The sequence below is a fragment of the Proteus hauseri ATCC 700826 genome (assembly GCF_001654965.1).
Lineage (GTDB): Bacteria > Pseudomonadota > Gammaproteobacteria > Enterobacterales > Enterobacteriaceae > Proteus > Proteus hauseri.
Genome location: NZ_LXEV01000014.1, coordinates 58,072 through 84,001, shown reverse-complemented (window position 1 = coordinate 84,001; position 25,930 = coordinate 58,072). Strand labels below are relative to the sequence as shown.

28 protein-coding genes are annotated in these 25,930 nt (G+C 39.6%); 14 read left to right on the top strand and 14 right to left on the bottom strand.

Going from position 1 to position 25,930, the window contains the following annotated elements; all coding sequences use genetic code 11:
• From M997_RS04410 to M997_RS04395, 4 genes are all read left to right on the top strand, one after another.
• The coding region (locus M997_RS04410) for a GltB/FmdC/FwdC-like GXGXG domain-containing protein (protein WP_487246379.1) at positions 1–1,037 on the top strand (1,037 nt) is incomplete at its 5' end.
• Between the two features lie 9 nt (positions 1,038–1,046).
• A complete protein-coding gene (locus tag M997_RS04405) occupies positions 1,047–2,444 on the top strand; it encodes an FAD-dependent oxidoreductase (RefSeq protein ID WP_064718894.1) in 1,398 nt (465 codons plus the stop codon).
• A gap of 332 nt (positions 2,445–2,776) precedes the next feature.
• Entirely contained in the window at positions 2,777–4,051 is a 1,275-nt protein-coding gene (gene dcuC / locus M997_RS04400; protein ID WP_064718893.1) for a C4-dicarboxylate transporter DcuC, read from the top strand.
• A gap of 16 nt (positions 4,052–4,067) precedes the next feature.
• Positions 4,068–5,336, top strand: coding sequence for an amidohydrolase (locus M997_RS04395; RefSeq protein WP_064718892.1), 1,269 nt, complete (start codon positions 4,068–4,070; stop codon positions 5,334–5,336).
• Positions 5,337–5,489: 153 nt separating this feature from the next.
• Here the strand turns inward: M997_RS04395 and sspB are convergent, their stop codons facing one another.
• The 5 genes from sspB to zapE form a co-directional block, all read right to left on the bottom strand.
• Positions 5,490–5,999, bottom strand: a complete 510-nt coding sequence (sspB, locus tag M997_RS04390; protein ID WP_064718891.1) for a ClpXP protease specificity-enhancing factor — start codon at positions 5,997–5,999, stop codon at positions 5,490–5,492.
• A gap of 6 nt (positions 6,000–6,005) precedes the next feature.
• Positions 6,006–6,647, bottom strand: coding sequence for a stringent starvation protein SspA (sspA, locus tag M997_RS04385; protein WP_064718890.1), 642 nt, complete (start codon positions 6,645–6,647; stop codon positions 6,006–6,008).
• Positions 6,648–7,320: 673 nt separating this feature from the next.
• Positions 7,321–7,713 (bottom strand): 30S ribosomal protein S9, encoded by a 393-nt coding sequence (gene rpsI / locus M997_RS04380; protein WP_004245284.1) that lies wholly within the window; start codon positions 7,711–7,713, stop codon positions 7,321–7,323.
• Positions 7,714–7,728: 15 nt separating this feature from the next.
• On the bottom strand, positions 7,729–8,157 hold the full coding sequence (rplM, locus tag M997_RS04375) for a 50S ribosomal protein L13 (protein ID WP_006535327.1): 429 nt from the start codon (positions 8,155–8,157) through the stop codon (positions 7,729–7,731).
• 437 nt (positions 8,158–8,594) lie between these two features.
• Positions 8,595–9,710, bottom strand: coding sequence for a cell division protein ZapE (gene zapE / locus M997_RS04370; protein ID WP_064718889.1), 1,116 nt, complete (start codon positions 9,708–9,710; stop codon positions 8,595–8,597).
• 202 nt (positions 9,711–9,912) lie between these two features.
• Here zapE and zapG point away from each other — a divergent pair, with 202 nt between their 5' ends.
• The 3 genes from zapG to degS all read left to right on the top strand — a co-directional run bounded on the left by zapG (position 9,913) and on the right by degS (position 13,209).
• Complete coding sequence (gene zapG / locus M997_RS04365; RefSeq protein ID WP_064718888.1) at positions 9,913–10,317, top strand: Z-ring associated protein ZapG; 405 nt, start codon at positions 9,913–9,915, stop codon at positions 10,315–10,317.
• A 236-nt stretch (positions 10,318–10,553) separates the two neighbouring features.
• A complete protein-coding gene (gene degQ / locus M997_RS04360; RefSeq protein WP_064718887.1) occupies positions 10,554–11,945 on the top strand; it encodes a serine endoprotease DegQ in 1,392 nt (463 codons plus the stop codon).
• Between the two features lie 193 nt (positions 11,946–12,138).
• Entirely contained in the window at positions 12,139–13,209 is a 1,071-nt protein-coding gene (degS, locus tag M997_RS04355; RefSeq protein ID WP_064718886.1) for an outer membrane-stress sensor serine endopeptidase DegS, read from the top strand.
• Positions 13,210–13,226: 17 nt separating this feature from the next.
• Here the strand turns inward: degS and M997_RS04350 are convergent, their stop codons facing one another.
• The 9 genes from M997_RS04350 to mlaF all read right to left on the bottom strand — a co-directional run bounded on the left by M997_RS04350 (position 13,227) and on the right by mlaF (position 19,707).
• On the bottom strand, positions 13,227–13,472 hold the full coding sequence (locus M997_RS04350) for a CPCC family cysteine-rich protein (RefSeq protein WP_064718885.1): 246 nt from the start codon (positions 13,470–13,472) through the stop codon (positions 13,227–13,229).
• A 39-nt stretch (positions 13,473–13,511) separates the two neighbouring features.
• Positions 13,512–14,585, bottom strand: coding sequence for a hypothetical protein (locus M997_RS04345; protein ID WP_064718884.1), 1,074 nt, complete (start codon positions 14,583–14,585; stop codon positions 13,512–13,514).
• Positions 14,586–14,844: 259 nt separating this feature from the next.
• Entirely contained in the window at positions 14,845–16,113 is a 1,269-nt protein-coding gene (gene murA / locus M997_RS04340) for a UDP-N-acetylglucosamine 1-carboxyvinyltransferase (RefSeq protein WP_064718883.1), read from the bottom strand.
• A 48-nt stretch (positions 16,114–16,161) separates the two neighbouring features.
• The gene (gene ibaG, locus M997_RS04335; protein ID WP_064718882.1) at positions 16,162–16,416 is read right to left on the bottom strand and encodes a BolA family iron metabolism protein IbaG; all 255 of its coding nucleotides are present in this window, start codon (positions 16,414–16,416) and stop codon (positions 16,162–16,164) included.
• Positions 16,417–16,556: 140 nt separating this feature from the next.
• The gene (gene mlaB / locus M997_RS04330; RefSeq protein ID WP_064718881.1) at positions 16,557–16,850 is read right to left on the bottom strand and encodes a lipid asymmetry maintenance protein MlaB; all 294 of its coding nucleotides are present in this window, start codon (positions 16,848–16,850) and stop codon (positions 16,557–16,559) included.
• A gap of 1 nt (position 16,851) precedes the next feature.
• Positions 16,852–17,484, bottom strand: coding sequence for a phospholipid-binding protein MlaC (gene mlaC / locus M997_RS04325; RefSeq protein WP_064718880.1), 633 nt, complete (start codon positions 17,482–17,484; stop codon positions 16,852–16,854).
• An 87-nt stretch (positions 17,485–17,571) separates the two neighbouring features.
• The gene (gene mlaD / locus M997_RS04320; RefSeq protein ID WP_064718879.1) at positions 17,572–18,108 is read right to left on the bottom strand and encodes an outer membrane lipid asymmetry maintenance protein MlaD; all 537 of its coding nucleotides are present in this window, start codon (positions 18,106–18,108) and stop codon (positions 17,572–17,574) included.
• A 3-nt stretch (positions 18,109–18,111) separates the two neighbouring features.
• Positions 18,112–18,891, bottom strand: coding sequence for a lipid asymmetry maintenance ABC transporter permease subunit MlaE (gene mlaE, locus M997_RS04315; RefSeq protein WP_064718878.1), 780 nt, complete (start codon positions 18,889–18,891; stop codon positions 18,112–18,114).
• A 3-nt stretch (positions 18,892–18,894) separates the two neighbouring features.
• Positions 18,895–19,707 (bottom strand): phospholipid ABC transporter ATP-binding protein MlaF, encoded by an 813-nt coding sequence (gene mlaF / locus M997_RS04310; RefSeq protein WP_064718877.1) that lies wholly within the window; start codon positions 19,705–19,707, stop codon positions 18,895–18,897.
• 173 nt (positions 19,708–19,880) lie between these two features.
• Here mlaF and M997_RS04305 point away from each other — a divergent pair, with 173 nt between their 5' ends.
• From M997_RS04305 to rpoN, 7 genes are read left to right on the top strand one after another with little or no spacing between them, the layout of a single operon-like run.
• Entirely contained in the window at positions 19,881–20,930 is a 1,050-nt protein-coding gene (locus M997_RS04305) for a calcium/sodium antiporter (protein WP_082918385.1), read from the top strand.
• A 17-nt stretch (positions 20,931–20,947) separates the two neighbouring features.
• A complete protein-coding gene (gene kdsD / locus M997_RS04300) occupies positions 20,948–21,922 on the top strand; it encodes an arabinose-5-phosphate isomerase KdsD (protein ID WP_064718876.1) in 975 nt (324 codons plus the stop codon).
• Positions 21,923–21,949: 27 nt separating this feature from the next.
• Positions 21,950–22,507 (top strand): 3-deoxy-manno-octulosonate-8-phosphatase KdsC, encoded by a 558-nt coding sequence (gene kdsC / locus M997_RS04295; RefSeq protein ID WP_064718875.1) that lies wholly within the window; start codon positions 21,950–21,952, stop codon positions 22,505–22,507.
• Positions 22,508–22,525: 18 nt separating this feature from the next.
• Positions 22,526–23,104, top strand: coding sequence for an LPS export ABC transporter periplasmic protein LptC (gene lptC, locus M997_RS04290; protein ID WP_064718874.1), 579 nt, complete (start codon positions 22,526–22,528; stop codon positions 23,102–23,104).
• The gene (gene lptA / locus M997_RS04285; RefSeq protein WP_064718873.1) at positions 23,085–23,624 is read left to right on the top strand and encodes a lipopolysaccharide ABC transporter substrate-binding protein LptA; all 540 of its coding nucleotides are present in this window, start codon (positions 23,085–23,087) and stop codon (positions 23,622–23,624) included. The genes lptC and lptA overlap by 20 nt, the downstream gene beginning before the upstream one ends.
• A 6-nt stretch (positions 23,625–23,630) precedes the next feature.
• Complete coding sequence (gene lptB, locus M997_RS04280; RefSeq protein ID WP_064718872.1) at positions 23,631–24,356, top strand: LPS export ABC transporter ATP-binding protein; 726 nt, start codon at positions 23,631–23,633, stop codon at positions 24,354–24,356.
• Between the two features lie 60 nt (positions 24,357–24,416).
• On the top strand, positions 24,417–25,910 hold the full coding sequence (gene rpoN, locus M997_RS04275) for an RNA polymerase factor sigma-54 (RefSeq protein ID WP_064718871.1): 1,494 nt from the start codon (positions 24,417–24,419) through the stop codon (positions 25,908–25,910).
• Positions 25,911–25,930: the final 20 nt, after the last annotated feature.

Genomic DNA, 25,930 nt, shown 5'->3' with positions numbered 1-25,930 from the left:
TTATTGCGCAAGAAACACGTGAATTAATGGCATTGCTAGGTGTAAGAAAAATCACAGATTTAATTGGCCGAACGGATTTACTTTCATGCTTAGAAGGCTATAGCAGTAAACAACAAAAATTGTTCCTTGAGCCTTTATTAGAAACGGTAACACCCTCTACTGGCACCGCACTTTTTTGCCAAGAAAAAAATGAAACTTACGATAAAGGCGAATTAAATCAGCGAATTATTTCTCAAACTAATCAAGCGGTAGAGCAACGGAAAAGTCAGACATTCTATTTTGATATTCGTAATACAGATCGCTCTGTGGGTGCAACTTTATCTGGTGTGATTGCAAAAAAATATGGTGAAACAGGGTTATCAGCAACACCATTAAAATTGCACTTTACCGGTACCGCAGGACAAAGTTTTGGCGTTTGGAATGCGCAAGGTGTTGAACTAACATTGATTGGTGATGCTAATGACTATGTTGGTAAAGGCATGGCGGGCGGACGTATTGTAATTTCACCACCAATAGGTTCAGCATTTAAAAGTCATCAAGCAACCATTATGGGCAATACCTGTCTTTACGGCGCAACAGGTGGCAAACTTTATGCAGCTGGCTTAGCGGGTGAGCGTTTTGCAGTCAGAAATTCTGGTGCTATTGCGGTTGTTGAAGGCGTGGGTGATAACGGCTGTGAATATATGACAGGCGGCATTGTCTGTATTTTAGGTAAAACGGGTATCAACTTTGGCGCAGGCATGACGGGTGGATTCGCTTATATTTTAGATGAAGAGGCAACGCTCTCGCAACGTATCAATGCGGCTTCTATCGAGCTACTTTCTGTTGCTTCTTTTGCTATTCTCGCAGAACACCTAAGGGGCATGATTACCGAGCACGTTAGATTAACGGGTTCACAACAAGGTGAAGTATTACTTTCGCAATGGGAATATTGGTCACAACACTTTAAATTGATTAAACCTAAATCTAGTGATGTAAATGCATTATTGGGTCATCCTCGTCGCTCATCAACTGAATTACGCGTTCAGGCACAATAGGAGAATAATATGAGTCAAAATGTGTATCAGTTTATCGACTTAAATCGTATTGAGCCGACAAAAAAGCCATTAGCACTGCGTAAAATTGAGTTTGTAGAAATTTACGAAGCCTTTTCATCGCAGCAAGCAGCAGCTCAGGCAGACCGTTGCTTAAGTTGTGGCAATCCCTACTGTGAATGGAAGTGCCCCGTTCATAACTATATTCCCAATTGGCTAAAATTAGCCAATGAAGGTCGTATTATAGAAGCCGCTGAGCTTTCTCATCAAACTAATAGCTTGCCTGAAATTTGTGGCCGAGTTTGTCCCCAAGATAGACTCTGTGAAGGTGCTTGTACGCTAAATGATGAATTTGGTGCGGTGACTATTGGTAATATCGAGCGCTATATTAATGACACTGCATTAGCGCAAGGATGGCGCCCTGACCTTTCTCATGTCACGATGACCAATAAAAAAGTAGCCATTATTGGTGCAGGGCCTGCGGGACTAGCTTGTGCTGACGTTCTTATTCGCCACGGTGTTAAACCTGTCGTTTATGATAAGCACCCAGAGATCGGTGGCTTACTTACTTTTGGTATTCCCTCTTTTAAACTCGAAAAATCGCTGATGGTAAGACGTAGAGAGCTCTTTAGTGAAATGGGCATTGAATTTTGCCTTAATACTGAAATAGGCAAAGATATCTCCCTTAAATCACTAACAGAACAATATGATGCAGTATTTATCGGCATAGGAACGTACCATAGCCTAAAGGGGAACTTTGCACATGAAGATGCTTCTGGCGTTTATAGTGCACTCCCCTATTTAATTGGAAATACGCGTTATTTAATGGGGTATCAGGAAGACCCACAGACACCTTATATCGACCTAAAAAATAAACAAGTCGTCATCTTAGGCGGCGGTGATACCGCAATGGATTGTGTTCGTACAGCAATTCGACAAGGCGCAACTAAAGTAACGTGCGTTTATCGTCGTGATGAAGCCAATATGCCCGGTTCAAAACGCGAAGTGAAAAATGCCAAAGAAGAAGGTGGCGAATTTTTATTTAATCTTCAACCTGTTGATATTGAAATTGATAACAAAAATAATGTTTCTGGTATTCAGGTTATTAAAACGCAAAATAATAATACGATGGAACATATTAAAGGCAGTGAGCATATATTATCTGCCGATGCCGTTATCCTCGCATTTGGTTTTAAGCCCGCACATTATCCGTGGTTAGATGAAAATAATATTGCTTACAGTAAATCGGGAAGAATTATTATTTCTGAAAATCAAGAAATAATGAATCAAACAACAAATCCAAAAATATTTGCCGGTGGCGATATAGTTAGAGGCTCTGATTTAGTGGTAACGGCTATTGCAGAAGGAAGAGATGCAGCGGAAGGGATCTTACATTACTTATCTTGTTAAAAATTATTGCTTTTAACTTAAATTTTTAACTATTTATTCTATTTATTATCCCATTTTTTTAACGTGGGATAATTTATTTTCGTACTGTTTACTTCTTCTCTTTTTATTTAACTTTTCTGTCATCTTTTAATGATAAATATCTTGTAGCATTTGTTAATAACATCACAGTCTAAAAAAATAGATTTTATTTCGGCTATTAAATTTGATAACAATCAAATATTGTCAATCAACCAACTTCATAATGGAGTCACCTAATAACTTTACAGAAAAATATAATTTATTGATGTTAGGTTCGTTTTCATAAAATTGTCATAATTAACTAGGGGATCACTATGGTGATGCAACTTATAGCTGTAGCCGTTATTATCGTAACTGTCTATTTGCTAATAAAAAAATATGAAACCCGAATGGTGCTAATTGGCGCGGGCTTATTGCTATGCATTTTGAGCCTAACCCCATTAGATGCATTTAATGCATTTAGTGAGCGCATGGTGTCTTCATCATTAATTCAAGCAATCTGTGCGAGTATGGGTTTTGCTTATGTAATGAAATACACCAAATGCGATATGCATCTGGTACATGTATTATCAAAAGTATTAACGCGTCTTGGTTTCTTCTTGATCCCAGCGACTGTTATCGTTACTTATTTCATTAATATTGCAATTCCATCAGCAGCAGGTTGTGCAGCCGCGGTAGGTGCGACATTAATTCCATTATTAATCGCCGCACGTATTCACCCAGCTATCGCGGGTGGTGCAGTTTTATGTGGTACTATCGGCTCAATGTTAAGCCCTGGTATGTCGCATAATGCCTTCGTTGCTAATATGGCAAATATGGAAGTAGTTGACTTAATTGCTCGTCATAGTCCATACAGCTTAATGGCAGGTGGTATTGCAGCCGTTTCACTGGCCGTTGTCGCTTTAGTGAAAAAAGAGTTTAAAGTTGCAGTTGCTGGAGATGCAGCTTCAGCATCATCAGCTCAAGCAACACCAGAAGCGGTTCGCCCTAACTATTTATATGCTACCGCGCCTTTTATTCCATTACTTCTGCTCATTTTACCATTCTTTGAAACGTTCAGTACCTTCAAACTGTCAGTACCAGCAGCAATGTTAATTGGTTCAATCTATGCGCTGTTCATCACATTAACTAACCCTGCTCAAGTTACTAAAGAGTTCTTTAAAGGTATGGGTAATGCTTATGGTGATGTATTAGGTATTATCATCGCAGCAGCAGTATTCGCAGCAGGTCTGAAAGCATCAGGTTTAATCGACGCATTCATTAGCTTCTTAACTCACTCTCCTGAGTTCGCACGTTGGGGTGGTACTTTAGGGCCATTCTTAATGGGTATTATTACAGGTTCTGGTGACGCAGCAGCATTCGCATTCAACGAAACCGTGACACCACATGCATCACTGTTTGGTTATGAAATTCCAGACATGGGTATGGCTGCAGCGTTATCTGGCGCATTAGGTCGCACAATGTCACCACTTGCAGGCGCAGCAATTGTTTGTGCTGGTCTTGCAAATGTAAATCCTATGGAAATCGCAAAACGTACTGCACCGGGTATGATTATCGGCGTCATCGCTGTTGCGTTATTCATGTTATAAGTGTGGAGAAATGAATATGTCAGCAATTACACTCGAAAAATTAATTAAATGGCGTCGTGAGTTTCATCAATATCCTGAAATTGGTTGGTCTGAATTTTTAACTACAGCAAAAATCGTTAAAGAATTACGTAGTTTAGGTTTAGAAGTTAAAGTCGGACCCGATGTTATTAATCAAGAGTTTGCTTTTGGTCGTCGCCGTCAAGTAGTCGAAAAAGGCCTAGCTGTAGCAAGAGAGCATAAAGTTGATGAAGCTCTGCTAAGCGAAATGAAAGAACTTACTGGTTGTGTGGCTATTTTTGACAGTGGAAAAGCAGGTCCAACTGTTGCACTACGTTTTGATATTGACTGTGTTGGTGTTAATGAAGCAACCGAAGATAAACATCGTCCACATGCAGAAAATTTCGCATCTTGTCACGCTGGTGAAATGCATGCTTGTGGTCACGATGGCCATATTTCTATCGGTTTAGGTGTTGCACACTGGTTAGTAGAAAATAAAGATAAAGTCGTTGGTAAAGTTAAAATCTTATTCCAACCAGCAGAAGAAGGCGTTCGTGGCGCAAGAGCAATGGCTGAAAGTGGTATTGCTGATGATGCTGACTACTTTTTAGGTGCTCATTTAGGCTTTATCGCTAACAGTGGTGAAATCGTTATTAATCCAACGCATTTCCTTTGCACAACCAAATATGATTTTCGTTTCAAAGGTGCGCCATCTCATGCCGGTGCTGAGCCTGAGTTAGGCCGTAACGCATTAGCGGGTGCTTGCCATGCGGCAACACAAATGCTAGGTATTTCTCGCCACGGTAAAGGAATGTCACGCATTAACATCGGTGTATTAAAAGCGGGTGAAGGCCGTAACGTCACCCCTGCTAATGCCGAAATGCAAATTGAAGTTCGTGGTGAAAATGAAGAGATCAACAGCTTTATGGCTGCAAACGCAGTACGTATGGCTGAAGGCGCAGCGCATAGCTTCCAATTAGAAATGGAAAGCGAAATCATGGGTGAAGCCGTTGACCTTACTAATGACCAAGAACTGATTGATGTGATGACGAAAGTTGTCGGCAAACACGCTGAGCTCACCGCTGTTGCAACTCGCCCATTTGGGGGAAGTGAAGATGCGACTGTTCTCGCTAAACGAGTACAACGTTGTGGTGGCAAATCACTGTACTTCGTTGTGGGTGCAGATAGAACTGCGGGTCATCACCAAGCGGGTTTTGACTTTGATGAAAAACAATTAATGACCGCGGTTAATCTTTACACGGGTTGTTTAGAAGAATTACTGAAATAATTTCAGTTAAATACTTCACAAAACGCGCTATAGAAATATAGGGCGTTTTTTGTTTCTCTCAATAGCCAGAAACAATAAATAGCTTAATAAAAATAAAAAAGCCCAGTTGTTTTAAACTGGGCTTTCTAATTTATAAACAATACGTTCAATAAATTATTTAACGACTCGCAGTGATGGGCGACCTGTTGGACGAGGTGGCTCTGGATCATCATCTGGTGGCGTTGTTGTATCGTCAGAAGCGTTATCTGTTACTAAAGATAATACTTCACCAGTAGGTACTTCTGAGTTATCTTGATGATCTTCTTCAGCAAATGCTGATGGTTGGCCATCTTCATATGCCGGTTCAGGCTCAAACATCATTCCCGCACCGTTTTCTCTCGCATAAATGGCCATAACAGCAACCATTGGCACTCGTACTTTACGAGGTATTCCACCAAAGCTTGCGCTAAATAATACCTGTTGCAGTGTCAACTCTAAGTTATTCACAGCTCGAGGTGAAATATTCAGTACAATTTGACCATCGTGCGCATATTCCATAGGAACCTGAACACCAACAATATTCACATCGACAACAAGATGTGGGGTTAAGTCGTTTTCTAGGATCCACTCATAATGCGCACGCAATAAATGCGGACGGCGCGGAGACATATCCATAATCTCCATGCTCAATTACCCTCTTGAAGGTAAGCGCATTTCACGCTCTGCTTCGGTTAATGACGCAAGGAAAGAGTCGCGTTCAAAAACACGTTGCATATAAATTTGTACATCTTTAGCCGCTGCACCACTTAGGTCTACACCTAATACTGGTAAACGCCATAATAATGGAGCAAGGTAGCAATCTACTAAGCTGAATTCTTCACTCATAAAGTAAGGATATTCTTTAAACACTGGAGAAATAGCTAACAGTTCTTCAGCTAACTGTTTACGTGCAGCGTTAGCTTGTTGCTCTGTACCTTTCTCAATGATGTTCATGAGAGAATACCAATCCTGCTCAATGCGGTGCATCATTAAACGGCTGCTACCACGAGCAACTGGATAAACAGGCATTAAAGGAGGATGAGGGAAGCGTTCATCAAGGTATTCCATGATGATACGTGAATCATACAGGGTCAATTCGCGATCAACCAAAGTCGGTACACTTTGGTATGGGTTCAGATCGATAAGATCCTGTGGAAGATTACCAGCTTCAACCTGTTCAATTTCAACACTGACACCTTTCTCCGCTAGGACAATTCTGACCTGATGGCTGAAAATATCAGTCGGACCGGAAAACAAAGTCATTACCGAACGTTTGTTGGCAGCGACAGCCATGAAAACCTCCAAGTTAATCAATTAAAGGAATGAATCCGCTTATGCATCTATCATTCCCCCATTCCTAAAAGACGAGCATACCAAAATAGCTAACTTAAATAATTATCTAAGCTATTTCGCTATTTTGGGTGACTACCTATATAAACGAATTATCGAGGGATAATCTTATCTACAAAGGTAAATGTTCACTTGTCTTTGCGGCACATATCATTATCAAGCAATACCAAAACAATCACACAGCCATATAACGTCACTGTCGTTATAATAGTTTTGGTATTACTTTCAAATTATTAATGAGCATTATTATAAAAACACCCACTAGGCAGCATTATGAAATCACAGAAAGAAAGACGCCAAAGTACGCTATTCTATCAGATTTCATGTTACTTAGGGTGACTCATGCAAATAATTCAACAGAATATGTCATACTATTAAAAAACAAAGATAATAATATTAAAAAATAACTTTAATTAAAATATTAATCTAAAAATAGTGATTTTTTGTTCTAATTAGTGCTTGTCTATTATGTGATTTGGTTACGTTAACACCTAAATACATACAATTAATTTATTTTCATACAGTTAACAAAGTTAATTAACAAAATAATGAAAATAAAAAAACCCGCCTGTGAAGACGGGTTTCAACATCAAATTGATATCTAGAAGATAACAAATTAACGTTTTGAGAACTGTGGACGACGACGTGCTTTACGCAGACCCACTTTCTTACGTTCAACAGAACGCGCATCACGGGTAACGAAACCAGCTTTACGCAGATCAGAACGTAGAGTCTCATCGTACTCCATCAGTGCACGAGTGATACCGTGGCGGATCGCACCTGCTTGACCAGAAATACCACCACCTTTAACAGTGATGTATAAATCTAATTTGCCCAGCATATCAACTAATTCCAGCGGTTGACGAACAACCATACGCGCTGTTTCGCGGCCGAAGTAAACTTCTAGGCTACGTTTGTTGATTACGATATTACCGCTACCTGGCTTAATGAAGACACGTGCGGAAGAACTTTTGCGGCGACCTGTGCCGTAGTATTGATTATCAGCCATTGCCTAATATCCCGATTAAATGTCCAGAACTTGCGGTTGTTGTGCCGCGTGGTTGTGCTCAGATCCTGCGTAAACTTTCAGTTTACGATACATCGCACGACCCAGAGGCCCTTTTGGCAGCATGCCTTTTACCGCGATTTCGATTACACGCTCAGGACTACGGGCGATCATCTCTTCGAAAGTCGCTTGTTTGATACCACCTACGTGACCAGTATGACGGTAGTAAACTTTGTCAGTACGCTTATGACCAGTTACCGCTACTTTTTCAGCGTTTAAAACGATGATGTAATCACCAGTATCAACGTGCGGAGTGTATTCTGCTTTGTGCTTACCGCGCAGGCGGCTAGCGATTTCAGTTGCTAAACGGCCTAAAGTTTTGCCGTCTGCATCAACAACATACCAGTCGCGTTTTACGGTTTCTGGTTTAGCTGTAAAAGTTTTCATTATTGAAAATTACCCAATGTTTAGTTACACGTTGGTGAACGCTCGGTTCAAATACTATTGAGGTTCACACGACTCTTGTGTCCAGCAAACCTACCCCTTCGAGTAGCACTGCTGACTCTAAAATGCGAGTTTTTTGGGAAATAAAAAACTTGCTGCAACGTGGGGTCGCAAGATTATAGAGAAGTCAGAAAAAAAAATCGAGTTATAATTGAAAACAATTGAATTATTTTTTATCAAATTCGCTTTATCAGCCAATTTAACCTGATTTTCTGGGCTAACCAATCTAACTATTAAAATCAATGCCACCTGAAGAGAAGAATTGTCCCTTTCCAAAGCGCTTGCTAGTAGCCGAGTGATTCTTACTTTAACGTAGAAATAGCTCTGTGCTACTCAACGGGTGCCATCCTAACACAGTAAAAGCTGACTTTCTTCAAGAATTAAGCAAGATGAGGCTCTATTAAATACGCTTCACTTTGCATCTCTTGTAAGCGAGATAAACAACGCTGATATTCAAAGCGTAAGAAGCTCCCTTGATAAATATCATCCATCGCCACTTCCGCATTAATGATAAGCTTCACTTTACGCTCGTAAAATTCATCAACTAAAGCTAAAAAACGTCGTGCAGCATCTTCATTTCTCGAATCCATCTTTACCATTTTATAAATTAAAACAGTGTGATAGCGTTTTGATAGCTCGATATAATCTAGCTGGCTACGCGCTTCCATACACAGCGTTGAGAAGTTAACAGCAAGTACACCATTAGCTGATTTTATAACTTGCATCGGCCGATGATTAATCGTTAATGTTTGTTCTGATTGACCGTCATGGCTAGCTAGATTATTAAAAATCCTCTCCATTTCTTGAGTATTTTTATCTGTTAACGGTGATAAAAAAAGATGAGCTTGCGTTAGCGTGCGCAGGCGATAATCAATACCTGCATCAACATTTAAAATATCACAATGCATTTTAATTTGTTCTATTGCAGGTAAAAAGCGAGCACGTTGTAGCCCATTACGATAAAGATTATCAGGTGGAATATTTGATGTTGCCACCAGCGTTATACCGCGTGCAAATAAGGCTTCAAGTAATGTTCCTAAAATCATTGCATCGGTAATATCCGAGACAAAAAACTCATCAAAACAGAGCACATCTGTTTGTGCTTTAAACGTATCAGCAATGATTTCTAAGGGATCCTCTTGCCCTTGCAAAACTTTTAATTCATCTTGAACCCGCAACATAAAACGATGAAAATGTAGGCGAAGTTTTCTTTCAGTTGGCAAACTATGATAAAACATATCCATCAGCCATGTTTTACCTCGACCAACCCCTCCCCACATATATAAACCACGCTCTGGCACCACTTGCTTTTTCTTGTTACGAAAACGGCCAAATAAACGCTGAGTTAAGGTATTTTTTTCTGGCGAAGTTGGCTTTAGTAATGCATGGTATATCTGTTGAAGATGGATAACCGTTTGTCGTTGAACCTCATCAGGTTGGTAATCACCCTGTTTTAATGCGGCTTCATAAAGAGATAACGGCGTGCTAACAGTCATGAATGCCCTCTGTCCTTAAATTTATAACATACTGATTATAGTCGCTAGAATGACGCCATTATAAGCATTAAAAATTGATTTAACATCGACGTAACACGTGAATTTCATATTAAGATTAAGGATATTATTCCACTCATGCCTTTTAGTGGTTATGATGTTATAAGAATCCATCGTCCTCACTATTAGATGAAAAGGAGTTGCCATGGTTTGGGTTTATGCACTGATTGGATTAGTTGTTGGTCTCATTATCGGCGCACTCGCAATGCGTTATGGTAATAGCACCCTTCGCCAACAAGATGCTATAAAAGCAGAATTAGATACTAAAAAAGAAGAACTTGATACTTATCGCAATGAACTTGTTAGTCACTTTGCGAGAAGCGCTGAACTTTTAGATAATATGGCGAAAGATTACCGCCAGCTTTATCAACACATGGCAAAAAGCTCTAATGAGTTAATGCCTGATATGCCAGTACAAGATAATCCGTTTAACTATCGGTTAAGCGAATCTGAAGCGGCGAATGACCAATCTCCAATTAAGATGCCGCCTCGCGATTATTCCGAAGGTGCTTCTGGATTGTTCAGACCTACTGAGAAAAAAGATAACTAAGATGAAAACGCCGCAACTTCAAACTTGCGGCGTTTTTCTTTCTAAATAAAAGTATAGAAACAGCAATAATTTACTGTGGTTTTAAAGATAACTATTGTCTTGTAAATCCATGTAAAAGGAAGCAAAACTCGCCTTCTCTCAGTGAACTTTCCTTTGTTAGTACAGGTCTTAGTGACATCGCGCCCAAATTGGGCACTCAATATTGTTTTGATAACTGTATCAAGAGACTCTAATTCATGTTGACTAAAAAAAGAAAATTATTACTTAGCGCACTTGCTATGAGTGTCGGGCTTTCACTATCAACAATCCCGACAACCAGTATGGCTGCACTTCCCGCGGTAATGCCTGCGGGTCAAGAGTTGCCAAGTCTTGCGCCAATGCTAGAACAAGTATTGCCAGCTGTTGTTAGTGTGCATGTTTCAGGTACTCGCGTACAAAATCAGCAAGTACCTGAAGAGTTTAAATTTTTCTTTGGCCCTAATTTCCCATCACAGCAACAAAGCACTCGTCCTTTTGAGGGATTAGGCTCTGGCGTGATTATCGATGCACAAAAGGGCTATGTATTAACCAATAACCACGTTATCGATAGCGCAGATAAAATTCAGTTACAAATTAATGATGGTCGTGAATTTACCGCTAAATTGATTGGTAGCGACCCACAAACTGATATCGCCCTGCTTCAAATCGAAAAACCAGTCAATTTAACTGCAATAAAAATGGCAGATTCAGACAAACTTCGAGTGGGTGATTTTGCCGTAGCTGTTGGTAATCCGTTTGGTTTAGGTCAAACCGCGACCTCAGGTATTATTTCAGCGTTGGGCCGTAGTGGTTTAAATCTTGAAGGTCTAGAAAACTTCATTCAAACCGATGCCTCTATCAACCGTGGTAACTCTGGTGGTGCTCTAGTTAACCTAAATGGTGAGCTAATAGGTATCAACACAGCAATTTTAGCGCCTGGTGGTGGCAATATTGGTATCGGTTTTGCTATCCCAAGTAATATGGCTCGTGACTTAAGCCAACAGCTTATTGCTCATGGTGAAGTTAAACGTGGCATTTTAGGTATTCGTGGCGCTGAAATGAACGCTGACCTTGCGAAATCCTTTAATATCGATGCACAACGTGGTGCTTTTGTTAGTGAAGTGCTACCCGAATCATCCGCAGCAAAAGCAGGTATCAAACCGGGTGATGTGCTTATTTCTGTCGATGGCAAACGCATCAATAGTTTCGCTGAATTAAGAGCAAAAGTCGGTACAACACCACCAGGTAAAGAAATCTTAATTGGTTTAATCCGCCAAGGTAAACCGATGGATGTCAAAGTGACCTTGGAAAAACAATCAGCTGATGCGACTCGTGCAGATAACTTCTCACCAGCATTGCAAGGTGCGACACTCAGTAATTATGTTAATAAACAAGCAAAAGGAGTTGTTGTCGATTCAGTTGAGAAAGACTCTCCGGCTGCAATGTCTGGTTTACAAAAAGGCGACCTGATTATTGGTATTAATAATACCCGTATTGAATCATTAGGTGACTTACGTAAAACCATTGATGCAAAACCACCAGTACTGGCATTAAATATTCAACGTGGTAATGAAGAAATTTATCTTTTACTGCGTAATACACCACGCTAATTAATTCGCCTTACGCATACTTTGTTTGTTTCCTTATGCCCTATAACTGTTCCTGTTATGGGGCTTTTTTTATCACTCTTTTCGTATGAATCAGGAATTTATGCGCTGGCATATCCTTTCATAAGCCAAACTATGATATTCTCGCTGCACTTGTACAAATAATCTCCCAATCAAACATAAATACAGGATTTTTATGTTAACTAAGCTACTGCGATCTGCCTTGATTGGTATTTTAACAGCTGCCATTCTCTTGGTTGCGGTACCCTCTATTCGCCCTATTTTTATTGAGCACTTACTCAATGGCGACTTTCTAAATGCCCCATTTAGTTACAATAAAGCAGTACGGCGAGCAGCGCCGGCTGTCGTTAACGTCTATAGCAGTACAATGGGAAGTTTTTCTCAAGAAGGACGAGAATTAACCTCTCTTGGTGCTGGCGTTATAATGGATGGCAGAGGTTATGTTTTAACAAATCAGCATGTTATTAATAATGCGGACCAAATAATTGTCGCATTACAAAATGGTGATCTCTATGAAGGCTTATTGATTGGTTCTGACCCTTTAACTGATCTTGCTGTTTTAAAAATTGATGCTGAAAATCTTCCTACCATCCCGATTAATAGTAAAAGAGTTTCTCATGTAGGTGATGTTGTTCTCGCTATTGGCAATCCCTTTAATATAGGGCAAACCATCACTCAAGGTATTATTAGCGCTACGGGGCGGGTGGGACTTAGCCCTACTCGTTACCAAAATTTTCTGCAGACTGATGCCTCAATTAACGAAGGTAACTCTGGAGGCGCATTAATTAATACTGAAGGTGAACTAGTGGGTATTAATACAATGACGTTTGATTCGGGTACTTATAATGGTTATCGCCCAAGTGCAGAAGGTTTGGGATTTGCGATCCCTACTGAACTTGCTGTAAAAATAATGAATAAACTCATTCGCGATGGTCGTGTTATTCGGGGATTTATTGGCATCACCGCAAAAGAGTTACCAAAAATTCGCTCTTCAAATTCAGATATCAAACAAATTCAAGGATTACGTATTTTCCGTATTAGCCCTAATAGTCCTGCGGATAAAGCGGGTATGAAAACAGACGATATTATTCTTAGTATTAATCATGCACCTGCGGTCTCTGCGATGGAAATGATGGATTATATTGCAGAAACACGTCCAAATACGGTATTGCCAGTCACACTATTACGTAATGGCGAAGAAATTAATCTTAATGTCACTATTTCTGAATATCAGCCTGAATCATAAAGCAAAAAACGCCCTCTTTAATAGGGCGTTTTCATATAAAATGTGGCACCTTGTAAACAATTTTGTTCAAAATCCACTGTTTGTCGGTAATCAGCCAAAGTACTATGGTTGCATCTACTGTATTTATCACCTGTAGTACCCTCATTTTGCCAGCCACAAACGGGACAAATCTCAAAAAAGGCTTCGTCTTTATCTTTAAAAACTAAGTAGTGACAAGCGACACAACTTACTTCAAAAGGAAGATGACAACTTCGCTTATCCATAAATATCAACTCCGATCACAATCATTCATTAACGTGACATTACTCTTTATGTGTTTTGTCAGCGCTATCGATATCTATCAAGCTATTATTATCAATGCTATGCCAAATTTTTTCTGCTTTTCTACCAATCATTATTAATGAAACAGCTAAAATCGTGAAGAAAATCGCACTATGTAAGCTATTCCAGAAATATTCAAAAAAACGGGTATATAAATTAACACCAAGGAAAGTCAGCCCAAATCCTCTTAGCATTCCATCATCTGTTTTCAAGCTAATATAAATACAAACAACCGCTACCACACCAAATAATAATGCCCAAGGCAATAAATTAACGCTTGAAGTGTAATACCATGTATCAGGATCATAATTACCAAATATCGACATTATCCAGAGTGCGATAAATAAATAAGTTAGCCCCATAATTTTACTCATGGTAAATAGGCGACGATTTACTAATAAATTCCGTAGAAAATAACAGGCTGCTAATAGCCCTAAACCAAAAAAGACAAAGCGTATAGGGTAATTCATTCCTAACCAATAAGCGCCCCAACCTGACATATAACCAGTTTCAGCGCCAAACCAACTACCTAACATTAACAAGAAAAACAGCCAGACCAAAGAAGAACGACTGATAAAACCAACCACAGCATAAATCACACATCCAATTAAAAATAGCGGCGCTATATGACCACTGCCTGTATCTAATAATTCACCTAGCTGCCAAAGAAAAAGAGCCGTAAACATCACACCGATAAATAGAATAAATTCGGTACTGTAGTGCCATTTCACTTCGTTTCTTTGCCGTGTAAAGCCCCAAAAATAGAAAGCAGATGCAATAATAGCTGGTGAGATAACGCGCATTATTTCAGAAACACTAAAAATTTCGATTAAATAAGCGACCAACGCACTGTCACTAAAAATACTGCCAACAGCGATAATTAAGCATGCAATTGCTGTCCAAAATGCATAACGACTCAAACGCTTCCAATCAAAAAGGGCACCTTGTAAAGTATTACCTAATTTTTGCTGTTCTTCGGTTGATAATATGCCCGATTTTTGCCACTCATCAAGCGCTCGACGAATAATACGTTCTTGTTTCCTTGTTACTTGCATATCAATTCATTCCTTTTCGGATGATCAACCTATTTTTATTTATGTTTTGTTACTAAATATCATCCTTAGCCAAGATAATTAGTCCGGTTATTTTAATAAAATAATTAATGTATTTTCTTTAATGTATCGCGCGCAAAATGAAATACCTTATGAATTATCTGATTCTCAAATAATGCTTTATTCTTATGATATTCGAAATAAAAAAACCGTAGCAAATACAACGCTACGGTCTCAATATAATCAAATTAGGAGTAATGACTTATTCAGTGTCACTTGAACTTAAACGTTCAATTTTAGCCCCTAATCCTTGTAATTTAGCTTCGATATGCTCATAACCGCGATCAATATGATAAATACGATCAACGATAGTTGTGCCCTCAGCAATACAACCTGCTAATACTAAACTTGCTGACGCTCTTAAGTCTGTAGCCATAACTTGCGCACCAGAGAGCTTTTCAACACCGTGGCATAATACCGTATTACTTTCGATCTCAGCGTGAGCCCCCATACGGATTAGCTCAGGAATATGCATAAAACGATTTTCGAAAATTGTTTCAGTGATCATTCCTGCACCTTCAGCAACTAAGTTCAGTAAGCTAAATTGTGCTTGCATATCTGTAGGGAATCCCGGATGTGGCGCGGTGCGCAGCGTTACCGCTTTAGGACGTTTGCCATGCATATCAAGGCTAATCCAATCTTCACCTACTTCAATATCTGCACCGGCTTCACGTAATTTTGCCAATACCGCATCAAGCGTATCTGGTTTTGCATTACGACAAACCACACGGCCACGAGAAACCGCACCAGCAACTAAAAAAGTCCCTGTTTCAATACGGTCAGGCAGAATTTTATAGGTTCCGCCACCAAGGCGCTCTACACCTTCAATAGTAATGCTGTCTGTTCCTGCACCACTAATTTTTGCACCTAAGGTATTTAAGAAATTGGCTGTATCTTCAATTTCAGGTTCTCTTGCCGCATTCTCGATAATGGTTTTACCTTCAGCTAACACAGCGGCCGTCATAATGGTGATAGTTGCACCAACGCTGACTTTATCCATTACGATATGAGCGCCTTTTAAGCGACCATTAACGTGGGCTTTTACATAACCTTCATCAAGGATAATTTCAGCGCCTAATTGCTCTAAACCCGTGATATGGAGATCAACAGGACGAGCACCAATAGCACAACCACCAGGCAGTGAAACTTGGCCTTGACCAAAACGCGCCACCAATGGACCTAATGCCCAAATCGAAGCACGCATTGTTTTAACTAAATCATAAGGGGCACAAAATTCGTTGATATTACGAGCATCAACAAAAACAGAGCCATTACGTTCAACCTTAGTACCTAAGCGATTAAGTAGCTTAATCGTTGTATCAATATCTTTTAACTCAGGCACATTGGTTAATTCTACTGGCTCTTCAGCAAGGATCGCAGCGAACAGGATTGGTAATGCGGCATTTTTTGCGCCTGAAATAGTGACCTCGCCTGATAAACAGGTTGGCCCTTGTACTCTAAATTTATCCATCTGTAGAACTCTCTTTTTTATTTTGCTGTACGCTGTATGCCTACTTAATCAAAGCCCGTTGAGTTTGCGATCCCTTTTCCACTCTTCAGGTGTGTAGGCTTTAATAGACAAAGCGTGAATACGATTATCTGCGATATATTCCATCAAAGGTGCATAAATGGTTTGCTGCTGTTTTACTCTGCTCATTCCCTCAAACATTGCGCCAACAACGACGACCTGAAAATGACTACCATCACCATTGACGATGACTTCATCTAAAGACAAGTTGTCCATTAATACTTGTTTGATTTCATTTGTATCCATAATTGCTCAATCTCAACGTTAAAATAATAATCAGTTGCCTATCCTAATAGAATCCGTCCTACTCTTAAACCACGAAAAACCCCCTTAATGATAAAAGTATCACCAAGGGGGCTTTTTATTACTTATGGCAAAAAATAAAACTAAGCAATATTCATAATTTCATCAAGATCATAGAGTGTAATTAATGTTTGGAAACGCTCTGTGGCACCTTGAATATTTAAATGACGATTTTGTGTTTCAACTTCCGCCTTCAGATGTACAAACAAGGCTAATCCCGTAGAATCAATATGGCTTAATGCAGAAACATCTATGGTATTTAAATCTGCTAACAACGTTTTACGTTGCTGCCAAACAGGCAATAAAGTTTCACGATCCAAGATCCCTTGGAGATAGAGAATATCGCCCTTTTTTTCCCAGTTTAGCGAAGCTGACATATTATTTTTTCTCTTCAAGAGTAATAGGTGTTTTTGCACTAATAGATAACTGTTTCGTTAAGCCATCGACACCTTTAGCACTTAAAATATCAGACCACTCGTTCTGTTTTGTCGTGATCATACTAACGCCTTCCGCAATCATATCGTAAGCCTGCCATTCACCTGTTTTACTGTTTTTACGCCATTGGAAATCAAGCCGTACCGGTGGGCGACCATTTTTATCAATAATAGTGACTCGGATAGCTAATGTGGTTTTGTCAGCAAAAGGTTTTGCAGGTTCAATACGATATTCTTGACCTTCATACATTGCTAAAGCCTGCCCATAAACTTGAGCCAAATAAGCTTCAAACTCAGTAAAATAAGCATCACGCTGTGCAGGTGTCGCATTTTTATAATATGGGCCTAATACCAAAGCACCAGCATATTTGATATGCACATAAGGTAATAACTCTTGCTGAACAATCTGACGTAAATACTCAGGATTTTTACGAATTTCAGGCTGTTCATTTTTCAATCTATTAAAAGTTTTTTGTGCTGCATCATCCATTAATGCATAAGGGTTGGTTTTATCAACCGCCATGGCAAAAGGTGTTATTACGACTAATAATGCAACCATCAATAAGCGTTTAAACATAATTTCGCTTCCCCTTGGGATATTTTATCAATAAATAGGATGTTTATTACCAAACTGCAATTTTAAACATCCTATTAGAATTAAAAATTAAGGTAATGTTGGGTGTTGTGTTGTTGGCTCAGATTCAGATTTTACTGAGCCATCTCCATCACCTGTTTTATAAAGGAATTGTCCGATTAAATCTTCTAACACCATAGCTGAATGAGTATTTTCAATTCTGCCACCGTCTTTTAAGAAATCAGATCCTAACTCTTCATCATAAAAGCCTAAATTAAGTGCTAAAAATTGCTCACCTAATAAACCAGAAGTACGAATAGACAATGAGCTGCTGTCTGGAATATGTTGATAAATATTCAAAATATCCAGTTCAACTTCAGGGCGATAATTCCCTTCGCTTTCTTCTTTTAACGTGATTGACGAAACACGACCAATAACCACACCGCCAATTTTAACGGGTGAGCGCTCTTTTAACCCACCAATATTACCAAAACTTGCATAAACGCGATAAGTCGGCTGATTTCCCATTGCTTTAATATCAGCTACTTTTAAGCAGAGAAAGGTAATAGCAGCTAACGCGATTAAAACAAATAATCCGACCCAAATTTCAACTTTTTTACTTTGCATGACTTAATTCCCAAACATCAGTGCTGTTAGCACAAAATCTAAACCCAATACCGCTAGTGATGAATGAACAACGGTACGTGTTGTTGCTCTGCTAATCCCTTCTGATGTTGGGATTGCGTCATACCCATTAAAAAGTGCTATCCAAGTCACCGTAATGGCAAACACCACACTTTTAATAAAGCAGTTTACGAGATCATGTCGCCACTCGACAGCACCTTGCATTGATGACCAGAAAAATCCTTCATCTATCCCTTTCCAATCAACACCAACAATAGCACCACCCCAAATACCCACAGCAACAAAAATTAAAGAGAGTAACGGCATACTAATAAAACCGGCCCAAAAACGCGGTGCAACAACACGTCTTAATGGATCGACAGCCATCATTTCTAGACTTGATATTTGTTCCGTGGCTTTCATTAATCCAATTTCAGCAGTCAATGCTGAGCCTGCTCGTCCGGCAAAAAGCAATGCAGTAACAACTGGGCCTAATTCTCGAAGTAATGATAATGCGACCATCATTCCAAGGCTGGCTTCTGCGCTAAATGTGGTTAACACAAGATAACCTTGTAAACCCAGCACCATACCAATAAATAAGCCTGAAACCATAATGATCAGCAACGACTGAACACCAACGTTATACAGCTGCTTCATTAATAATGGCCACTGTTTACGAAATTCAGGCTTACCAAAGAGCGCTCGGAATAGCATAAAACCTGCTCTACCGAATGTCGCACAAACTTCTAACGCCCTAGCGCCTATGCGTGCTAATAAATTACCCACTTACTAATTTCCTCGTCCTAATAGGTCATCCTGATAATCACCAGCAGGAAAACGGAAAGGAACAGGCCCATCAGCAATGCCATCCAAAAATTGTCTGACTTGTCGATTCGGGTTTTCCTGTAACTCTTTTGCACTACCCTGAGCAATAATCTTCTGTTCTGCAATAATATAGGCATAATCTGCAATACTCAGAACTTCTGGCACATCATGAGAAACCACAACACAAGTTACACCAAGTGCATGGTTTAGCTCATCAATCAATTTCACTAACACACCCATAGTAATAGGATCTTGCCCTACAAACGGCTCATCAAACATAATGAGTTCAGGATCAAGCGCTATTGCTCTTGCTAAAGCCGCTCTACGAGCCATACCACCCGATAATTCAGAAGGCATTAAAGTTGCAGCACCGCGTAAACCCACGGCTTCTAACTTCATCATTACCGTTGTACGGATTAATGATTCCGGTAAATTAGTGTGTTCTCTTAGTGGAAATGCTACGTTTTCAAACACATTCATATCAGTGAACAATGCACCAGACTGAAAAAGCATGCTCATCTTTTTTCTTGCGTGATATAACGCCGAGCGAGATAAAGCGGGAATATTATCGCCATCAAACCAAATTTCACCGCTATCAGGAAGAATTTGTCCTCCCATTAGGCGTAACAAGGTGGTTTTACCAATCCCTGAAGGCCCCATAATCGCTGTCACTTTACCTTTGGGTACCACAAGATTAATCTCTGAAAAGATTTTCCTGCTACCACGAGTAAAGTTCATATTGCGCACTTCAATTAAATTGTCAGTTTGTGCGGTCATGAATAAAACATCCTTAAGCCTGTCTGCATAAACGAATTTTTACGCTATTTTGGCAGGTCGTTACCTATGTTACAAAGAAATCACCATTATTTAGCAATTTATTGCGCGGTTAATTTTACTTTTCGTGCTTGGCTAGTCAAAATATGGTTGATTAGCAAAACCTTTTGACAATTATGTTTTTTATTGGCCCTGTCGTATTGGTTTTTTCTTTACCTTTCGTTCATTTTTGGAAAACTAATGGCATGCTGCTTACTTTGTCTTTATTGATTTTCGGGTTGATGTTACTCGTCTATGCTTCAGATAGGCTAGTCTATGGTGCTTCAGTTTTTGCACAATCGTTAAAGATCTCACCCGCTGTCATTGGTGTTTTGATTGTAGGCACAGGGACATCATTGCCAGAACTTTTTGTTTCTACTGATGCTGCCGTTCATAACTTACCTGATATCGCTATTGGTACTGCTATTGGTTCCACTCTCACAAACCTGCTTTTAATTGCAGGTATTGGTGCCATGATTTATCCCATGAATATCCAATCTGCCGTTTTGAAAAAAGAATTTCCATTGATGATTATAGTCATCTTACTTGCTGGCATAGTAGTTTCGAGTGGTAATTTAGGATTACGAGAAGGTACCTTACTCTTTTTTATTGGTTTTGCTTCCATTTATCTAATGATAAAAATGATGCATAAAACACTGACACAAACACGTTATGTTTTACCATTAGAAACGTTAAGTCGATTTGAATTACAGACGAATCCACGTAATTCAGTTGCCCTTTTCTGGGTGGTTATCGCATTACTGATCATTCCTGTTGCAACAAGAATGATTATTGATAACGCATTCATTTTAACGCAACAATATCAAATTAGTGGTTTCTTTGTTGGACTAACCTTGCTATCGATAGGGACAAGCCTACCTGAATTAGCCACCACTATTGTTGCCGCCCTAAGACGAGAAAATGAGTTAGCATTAGGCAATATTATTGGCGCTAATATTTTTAATCTCACATTTGTGCTTGGGATGCCAGCATTGCTCTCGCCAAGTGGTTTTAATGTTGATGCTTTCTACTTTAGTTTTGCTGTACTAGTGGCTGCCAGTTTACTCTTTGGTATCTTCTCATTAGGACGAAAACAGCGCCTTAATAGAGGGAAAGGGATATTCTTATTAGTTTGCTTTATTATTTATATTACGGTGTTGTGCGTCGCACATTCTCTTTTAACCTAAAATAAATGGTACAAAAAATGACCGAGTTTGATTTTCAGCAAGCAGGTAAAAAGGTTCTTCATATTGAACGAGAAGGATTAGCTGAATTAGAGCAATACATCAACGACGATTTTACCCTCGCTTGTCAAAAGATTTTTCACTGCCAAGGTAGAGTCATTGTGATGGGAATGGGCAAGTCAGGCCATATTGGACACAAAATTGCCGCCACTTTTGCCAGTACAGGTACACCTTCTTTTTTTGTTCATCCCGGCGAAGCCAGTCACGGCGATTTAGGCATGGTGACAGAAAAAGACATTGTTCTTGCAATTTCAAACTCAGGTGAAGCTAGCGAGATCTTGGCATTAATCCCTGTCCTTAAACGTAAACAAATAACACTGATTTGTATGACACGCACTCCTCACAGTACAATGGGGAAAGCGTCTGATATTCATCTTTGCATTAAAGTTCCTCAAGAAGCCTGTCCTTTAGGCCTTGCGCCAACTACCAGTACCACCGCAACACTAGTTATGGGTGATGCCTTAGCGATAGCTTTACTACGAGCAAGAGGCTTTACGGCTGAAGATTTTGCACTTTCTCACCCTGGTGGGGCATTAGGACGTAAATTACTGTTGCATGTCAGTGATTTAATGAATAAAGAAGATGATATTCCATGCGTTAAAAAAGACGCCTCTTTACGAGAAGCTTTGGTTGAAATAACCCGTAAAAAATTAGGTATGACAGTTATCTGTGATGATAATATGTTGATTAACGGGATTTTTACTGATGGTGATTTACGTCGTATTTTTGATCTAGGTATTGATTTAAATAACGCTAAAATTTCAGATGTTATGACGAAAGGGGGCGTACGTATTCGTCCTGATTGTTTAGCAGTAGAAGCACTTAATTTAATGCAGGCTAAACATATCACTTCACTCTTAGTGACAGAACCTAATAGTGATATTCTGTTAGGTGTTTTACATATGCATGATTTATTACAAGCCGGTGTAGTATAAGCTTGTCATAAGTTAGTAAGGATAAAAATGAATACAATGATAGAGACCTGTTATGGCGCAGTAAGCAATCAAATAATCAAAAAAGCAGAAAAAGTCCAATTGCTGATTTGTGATGTTGATGGTGTGATGTCTGACGGGTTAATTTATATGGGCAATAATGGCGAGGAATTAAAAGCCTTTAATGTCCGTGATGGCTACGGGATCCGTTGTTTGCTTACTTCTGGCATTGAGGTCGCTATCATTACAGGTCGTCAATCTAAATTGCTAGAAGACCGAGCTAAAACCCTTGGCATTACATATCTTTACCAAGGTCAGCATAATAAGCTTTTGGCGTATCAACAACTGTTAGATACACTGAACCTCAAGTCAGAACAAACCGCTTATATTGGTGATGACTTAATTGATTTACCTGTAATGGAAAAAGTGGGGCTCTCTGTTGCCGTTGCTGATGCGCATCCATTACTGATACCTCGTGCTAACTATGTTACCCGTATAGCGGGTGGGCGTGGTGCAGTACGCGAAATATGTGATTTAATACTTTTAGCACAAGGTCGGCTTGACGAAGCTAAAGGTCTTTCGATTTAAAACGAATAACGATACAGAATGAATAAATTAAAATCCTGGTTTACCCTGTTTCTTGCCATTGTAGCGCTTGGGCTAATCGGCTGGAACTATACAAATAACACTGAATTCGGTGATGGCGACATTGTTGATGACGGGCAACCGACTTATCAATCTAAATCATCGGTATCTTTTGTTTATGAACCAACAGGTTTACTGGGATATAAACTGGTTGCTGATGACGTTAAAAACTATGCTCAGCAAAAGTTTACATGGTTTACTAACCCTGTCTTAACCACTTACTCACCGACAGGAGAAGCAACATGGACTGTTCGCGCAAATAAAGCGAAGCTAACCAATAGTAAAATGCTCTATCTTTATGGCGATGTTCAAGTCGATAGCTTATCTGCCGATGCACAATTGCAGCGGATCAGTACAGAGAATGCCATCGTTAATCTGGACACACAGGATGTTTCCTCTGATGATGAAGTGACTATTATCGGCGTCGGACTGAAATCAGTCGGCTTAAAAATGCGAGGCAATCTGCGTAATAAACACGCAGAGCTGATTGAACAGGTGAACACCTATTATGAGATCTCTAATGAATCGAAAAATCCGTAATACACTGATTATCAGTACATTATTATCAATTAGCGTACCAGCTATGGCGCTTAAAGATGATACACAACAAAAAATTGTTGTGAATTCAGAAAAACAGTCGCTTGATCTGGAAAAAAACATCACGACATTTACTACAAATGTAGTAATAAAACAGGGCTCTATCGATATTCGCGCAGATAAAGTGGTTGTCACGCGCCCGGGTGGTGACTCAAATAAAACCGTCATTGAAGCCTTTGGTAATCCAGTGACTTTTTATCAATTACAAGATGATGGCAAACCTATCAAAGGTCATGGTGATAAAATGACCTATGAAATGAATAAAGAGCTGGTGACGTTAACGGGTAAAGCTTATCTTGAGCAATTAGACAGTAATATTTCTGGTGATAAGATCACTTACCAAGTTCCAACTCAGCAAATGGAAGCATTTAGTACTAAAGGTAAACAAGTCACCACTGTCTTACTGCCATCTCAGTTGCAAGAGAAAGGTACTGGTACTGGTACGAATAACAAAGGTAAGTAACACTTTATGGCGCTGTTAAAAGCTGAAAATTTAGCAAAAGCATACAAAGGGCGCACCGTCGTTGGTGATGTTAGCCTGAATGTTAACTCTGGTGAAATCGTGGGGTTACTGGGTCCAAATGGTGCCGGTAAAACAACCACATTCTATATGGTTGTGGGTATTGTTGCTCGCGATGCAGGCTGCATCACCATTGATGATGAAGATATCACTCTATTACCTCTGCACGAACGCGCACGTAAAGGTATTGGTTATTTACCACAAGAAGCGTCTATTTTTAGGCGCTTAAGTGTTTATGACAATATTATGGCTATCTTAGAGATCCGCCATGATCTTAGCGCTGAGCAACGTAAAGACCGAGCTGAAGAGCTGCTTGAAGAGTTCAACGTCAGTCATTTACGTAATAGCTTAGGTCAGTCATTATCGGGTGGTGAACGTCGTCGTGTTGAGATTGCTCGTGCATTAGCTGCAAATCCTAAGTTTATTTTATTAGATGAACCTTTTGCGGGTGTTGACCCAATTTCGGTATTGGATATCAAGAAGATAATCCAACATCTACGTGATTATGGCTTAGGTGTTCTTATCACCGATCATAATGTTCGTGAAACCTTAGATGTTTGTGAACGTGCCTATATCGTTAGCCAAGGCCATCTTATTGCTCATGGTTCGCCAGAAGAAATTCTTGAAAATGAGCAAGTTAAACGTGTTTATTTAGGAGAGGGCTTCCGTCTTTAACGCTTAATTTCGCTTTTGCTCAGTCAAGGATGACAACATTAAAGGATTTATCACATCACTATGAAACAAAGTCTGCAACTTCGTCTTAGTCAGCAATTGGCGATGACGCCACAGCTACAACAGGCTATCCGTTTGTTGCAACTTTCTACGCTTGAATTACAACAAGAAATTCAGCAAGCGCTTGAATCAAATCCTCTTCTAGAGCAAGACGAAGATCAAGACGATCACCACCAAAATGATGAAGATTACCCCGATAATCTCTCTGATAACCGCATTGAAAATAACACCGACAACGAAAGTGAACATGAAACGCAAGAGCTCGATACATTAGATGCGTTAGAACAAAAAGATATGCCAGAAGATCTTCCCTTAGATACACAATGGGAAGAGATATACACCGCAGGCACACCATCGGGCACAAGTAGTGACTATGGTGATGATGAGTTGCCACTTTATCAAGGTGAAACAACCGCATCACTGCAAGATTATCTTACGTGGCAAGCTGATTTAACGCCCTTTACAGAGACAGACAGAGCTATTGCTATTGCCATTATTGATGCTGTAGATGAAACAGGTTATTTAACTGTTTCAGCGGATGACATCTTGTCTGGAATGGGCGATGATGAGTTAGAGCTCGATGAAATTGAAGCAGTCCTAAAACGTGTCCAACGATTTGATCCTATTGGCGTTGCTGCTCGTGATTTAAAAGAGTGCTTATTAATTCAGCTTTCTGCCTTGGCAACAGATACTCCTTATCTTAAAGAAACGAAGCTAGTTATCGAACACCATTTAGAGTTGTTAGGTAATCGAGATTTTCGCCAGCTCATGCGTCAAACAAAATTGCGAGAAGAGACACTAAAATCTGTTATTGATATGATTCAATCTCTTGATCCAAAGCCGGGGCTTAGCATTGATACTGGTGAGTCGGAGTATGTTATTCCAGATGTACTGGTAAAAAAATCAGGTGAACACTGGCAAGTTGAATTAAATACAGATAGCATTCCTCGCTTACGAATAAATGAGACCTATGCCGCATTTGGGTTATCGGCGCAAAATGAGAGCGATGGAAAATTTATTCGTGATAATTTACAAGAAGCCAAATGGCTGATAAAAAGTTTAGAAAGTCGTAATGAGACATTATTAAAAGTCGCTCATTGCATTGTTGACACACAGCAGGCATTTTTCGAATTAGGTGATGAGCATATGAAACCGTTAGTTTTAGCCGACATTGCTGAACAGGTTGAAATGCATGAATCAACTATTTCTCGCGTGACAACACAGAAGTTTCTGCATTGTCCAAGAGGAATTTTCGAATTGAAGTATTTTTTCTCTAGCCATGTGAATACTGATAGCGGGGGCGAAGCCTCTTCCACAGCAATCCGGGCTTTAGTGAAGAAACTAATCGCAGCAGAAAATCCAGCGAAACCACTAAGTGATAGTAAACTGGCTAATATGCTCGCTGAGCTTGGTATACAAGTTGCTCGACGAACTGTTGCGAAATATAGAGAGTCATTATCCATCCCGCCTTCAAACCAACGTAAAGAGTTAGTTTGAGCATAACTGAGAAGGAAGAC

Excerpts from the sequence above, each read along its gene's own strand:
- mlaC (WP_064718880.1), bottom strand. The coding sequence starts at position 17,484 with ATGTTTAAACGCTTATTGATGGTTGCATTATTAGTCGTAATAACACCT.
- M997_RS04350 (WP_064718885.1), bottom strand. The coding sequence starts at position 13,472 with ATGGATAAGCGAAGTTGTCATCTTCCTTTTGAAGTAAGTTGTGTCGCT.
- M997_RS04345 (WP_064718884.1), bottom strand. The coding sequence starts at position 14,585 with ATGCAAGTAACAAGGAAACAAGAACGTATTATTCGTCGAGCGCTTGAT.
- dcuC (WP_064718893.1), top strand. The coding sequence starts at position 2,777 with ATGGTGATGCAACTTATAGCTGTAGCCGTTATTATCGTAACTGTCTAT.
- ibaG (WP_064718882.1), bottom strand. The coding sequence starts at position 16,416 with ATGGATACAAATGAAATCAAACAAGTATTAATGGACAACTTGTCTTTA.
- lptB (WP_064718872.1), top strand. The coding sequence starts at position 23,631 with ATGGCGCTGTTAAAAGCTGAAAATTTAGCAAAAGCATACAAAGGGCGC.
- M997_RS04395 (WP_064718892.1), top strand. The coding sequence starts at position 4,068 with ATGTCAGCAATTACACTCGAAAAATTAATTAAATGGCGTCGTGAGTTT.
- lptC (WP_064718874.1), top strand. The coding sequence starts at position 22,526 with ATGAATAAATTAAAATCCTGGTTTACCCTGTTTCTTGCCATTGTAGCG.
- zapE (WP_064718889.1), bottom strand. The coding sequence starts at position 9,710 with ATGACTGTTAGCACGCCGTTATCTCTTTATGAAGCCGCATTAAAACAG.
- M997_RS04305 (WP_082918385.1), top strand. The coding sequence starts at position 19,881 with ATGTTTTTTATTGGCCCTGTCGTATTGGTTTTTTCTTTACCTTTCGTT.
- sspA (WP_064718890.1), bottom strand. The coding sequence starts at position 6,647 with ATGGCTGTCGCTGCCAACAAACGTTCGGTAATGACTTTGTTTTCCGGT.
- kdsD (WP_064718876.1), top strand. The coding sequence starts at position 20,948 with ATGACCGAGTTTGATTTTCAGCAAGCAGGTAAAAAGGTTCTTCATATT.
- sspB (WP_064718891.1), bottom strand. The coding sequence starts at position 5,999 with ATGGAGATTATGGATATGTCTCCGCGCCGTCCGCATTTATTGCGTGCG.
- rpoN (WP_064718871.1), top strand. The coding sequence starts at position 24,417 with ATGAAACAAAGTCTGCAACTTCGTCTTAGTCAGCAATTGGCGATGACG.
- mlaB (WP_064718881.1), bottom strand. The coding sequence starts at position 16,850 with ATGTCAGCTTCGCTAAACTGGGAAAAAAAGGGCGATATTCTCTATCTC.
- kdsC (WP_064718875.1), top strand. The coding sequence starts at position 21,950 with ATGAATACAATGATAGAGACCTGTTATGGCGCAGTAAGCAATCAAATA.
- rpsI (WP_004245284.1), bottom strand. The coding sequence starts at position 7,713 with ATGGCTGATAATCAATACTACGGCACAGGTCGCCGCAAAAGTTCTTCC.
- mlaD (WP_064718879.1), bottom strand. The coding sequence starts at position 18,108 with ATGCAAAGTAAAAAAGTTGAAATTTGGGTCGGATTATTTGTTTTAATC.
- mlaF (WP_064718877.1), bottom strand. The coding sequence starts at position 19,707 with ATGACCGCACAAACTGACAATTTAATTGAAGTGCGCAATATGAACTTT.
- zapG (WP_064718888.1), top strand. The coding sequence starts at position 9,913 with ATGGTTTGGGTTTATGCACTGATTGGATTAGTTGTTGGTCTCATTATC.
- degQ (WP_064718887.1), top strand. The coding sequence starts at position 10,554 with ATGTTGACTAAAAAAAGAAAATTATTACTTAGCGCACTTGCTATGAGT.
- rplM (WP_006535327.1), bottom strand. The coding sequence starts at position 8,157 with ATGAAAACTTTTACAGCTAAACCAGAAACCGTAAAACGCGACTGGTAT.
- murA (WP_064718883.1), bottom strand. The coding sequence starts at position 16,113 with ATGGATAAATTTAGAGTACAAGGGCCAACCTGTTTATCAGGCGAGGTC.
- degS (WP_064718886.1), top strand. The coding sequence starts at position 12,139 with ATGTTAACTAAGCTACTGCGATCTGCCTTGATTGGTATTTTAACAGCT.
- lptA (WP_064718873.1), top strand. The coding sequence starts at position 23,085 with ATGAATCGAAAAATCCGTAATACACTGATTATCAGTACATTATTATCA.
- M997_RS04405 (WP_064718894.1), top strand. The coding sequence starts at position 1,047 with ATGAGTCAAAATGTGTATCAGTTTATCGACTTAAATCGTATTGAGCCG.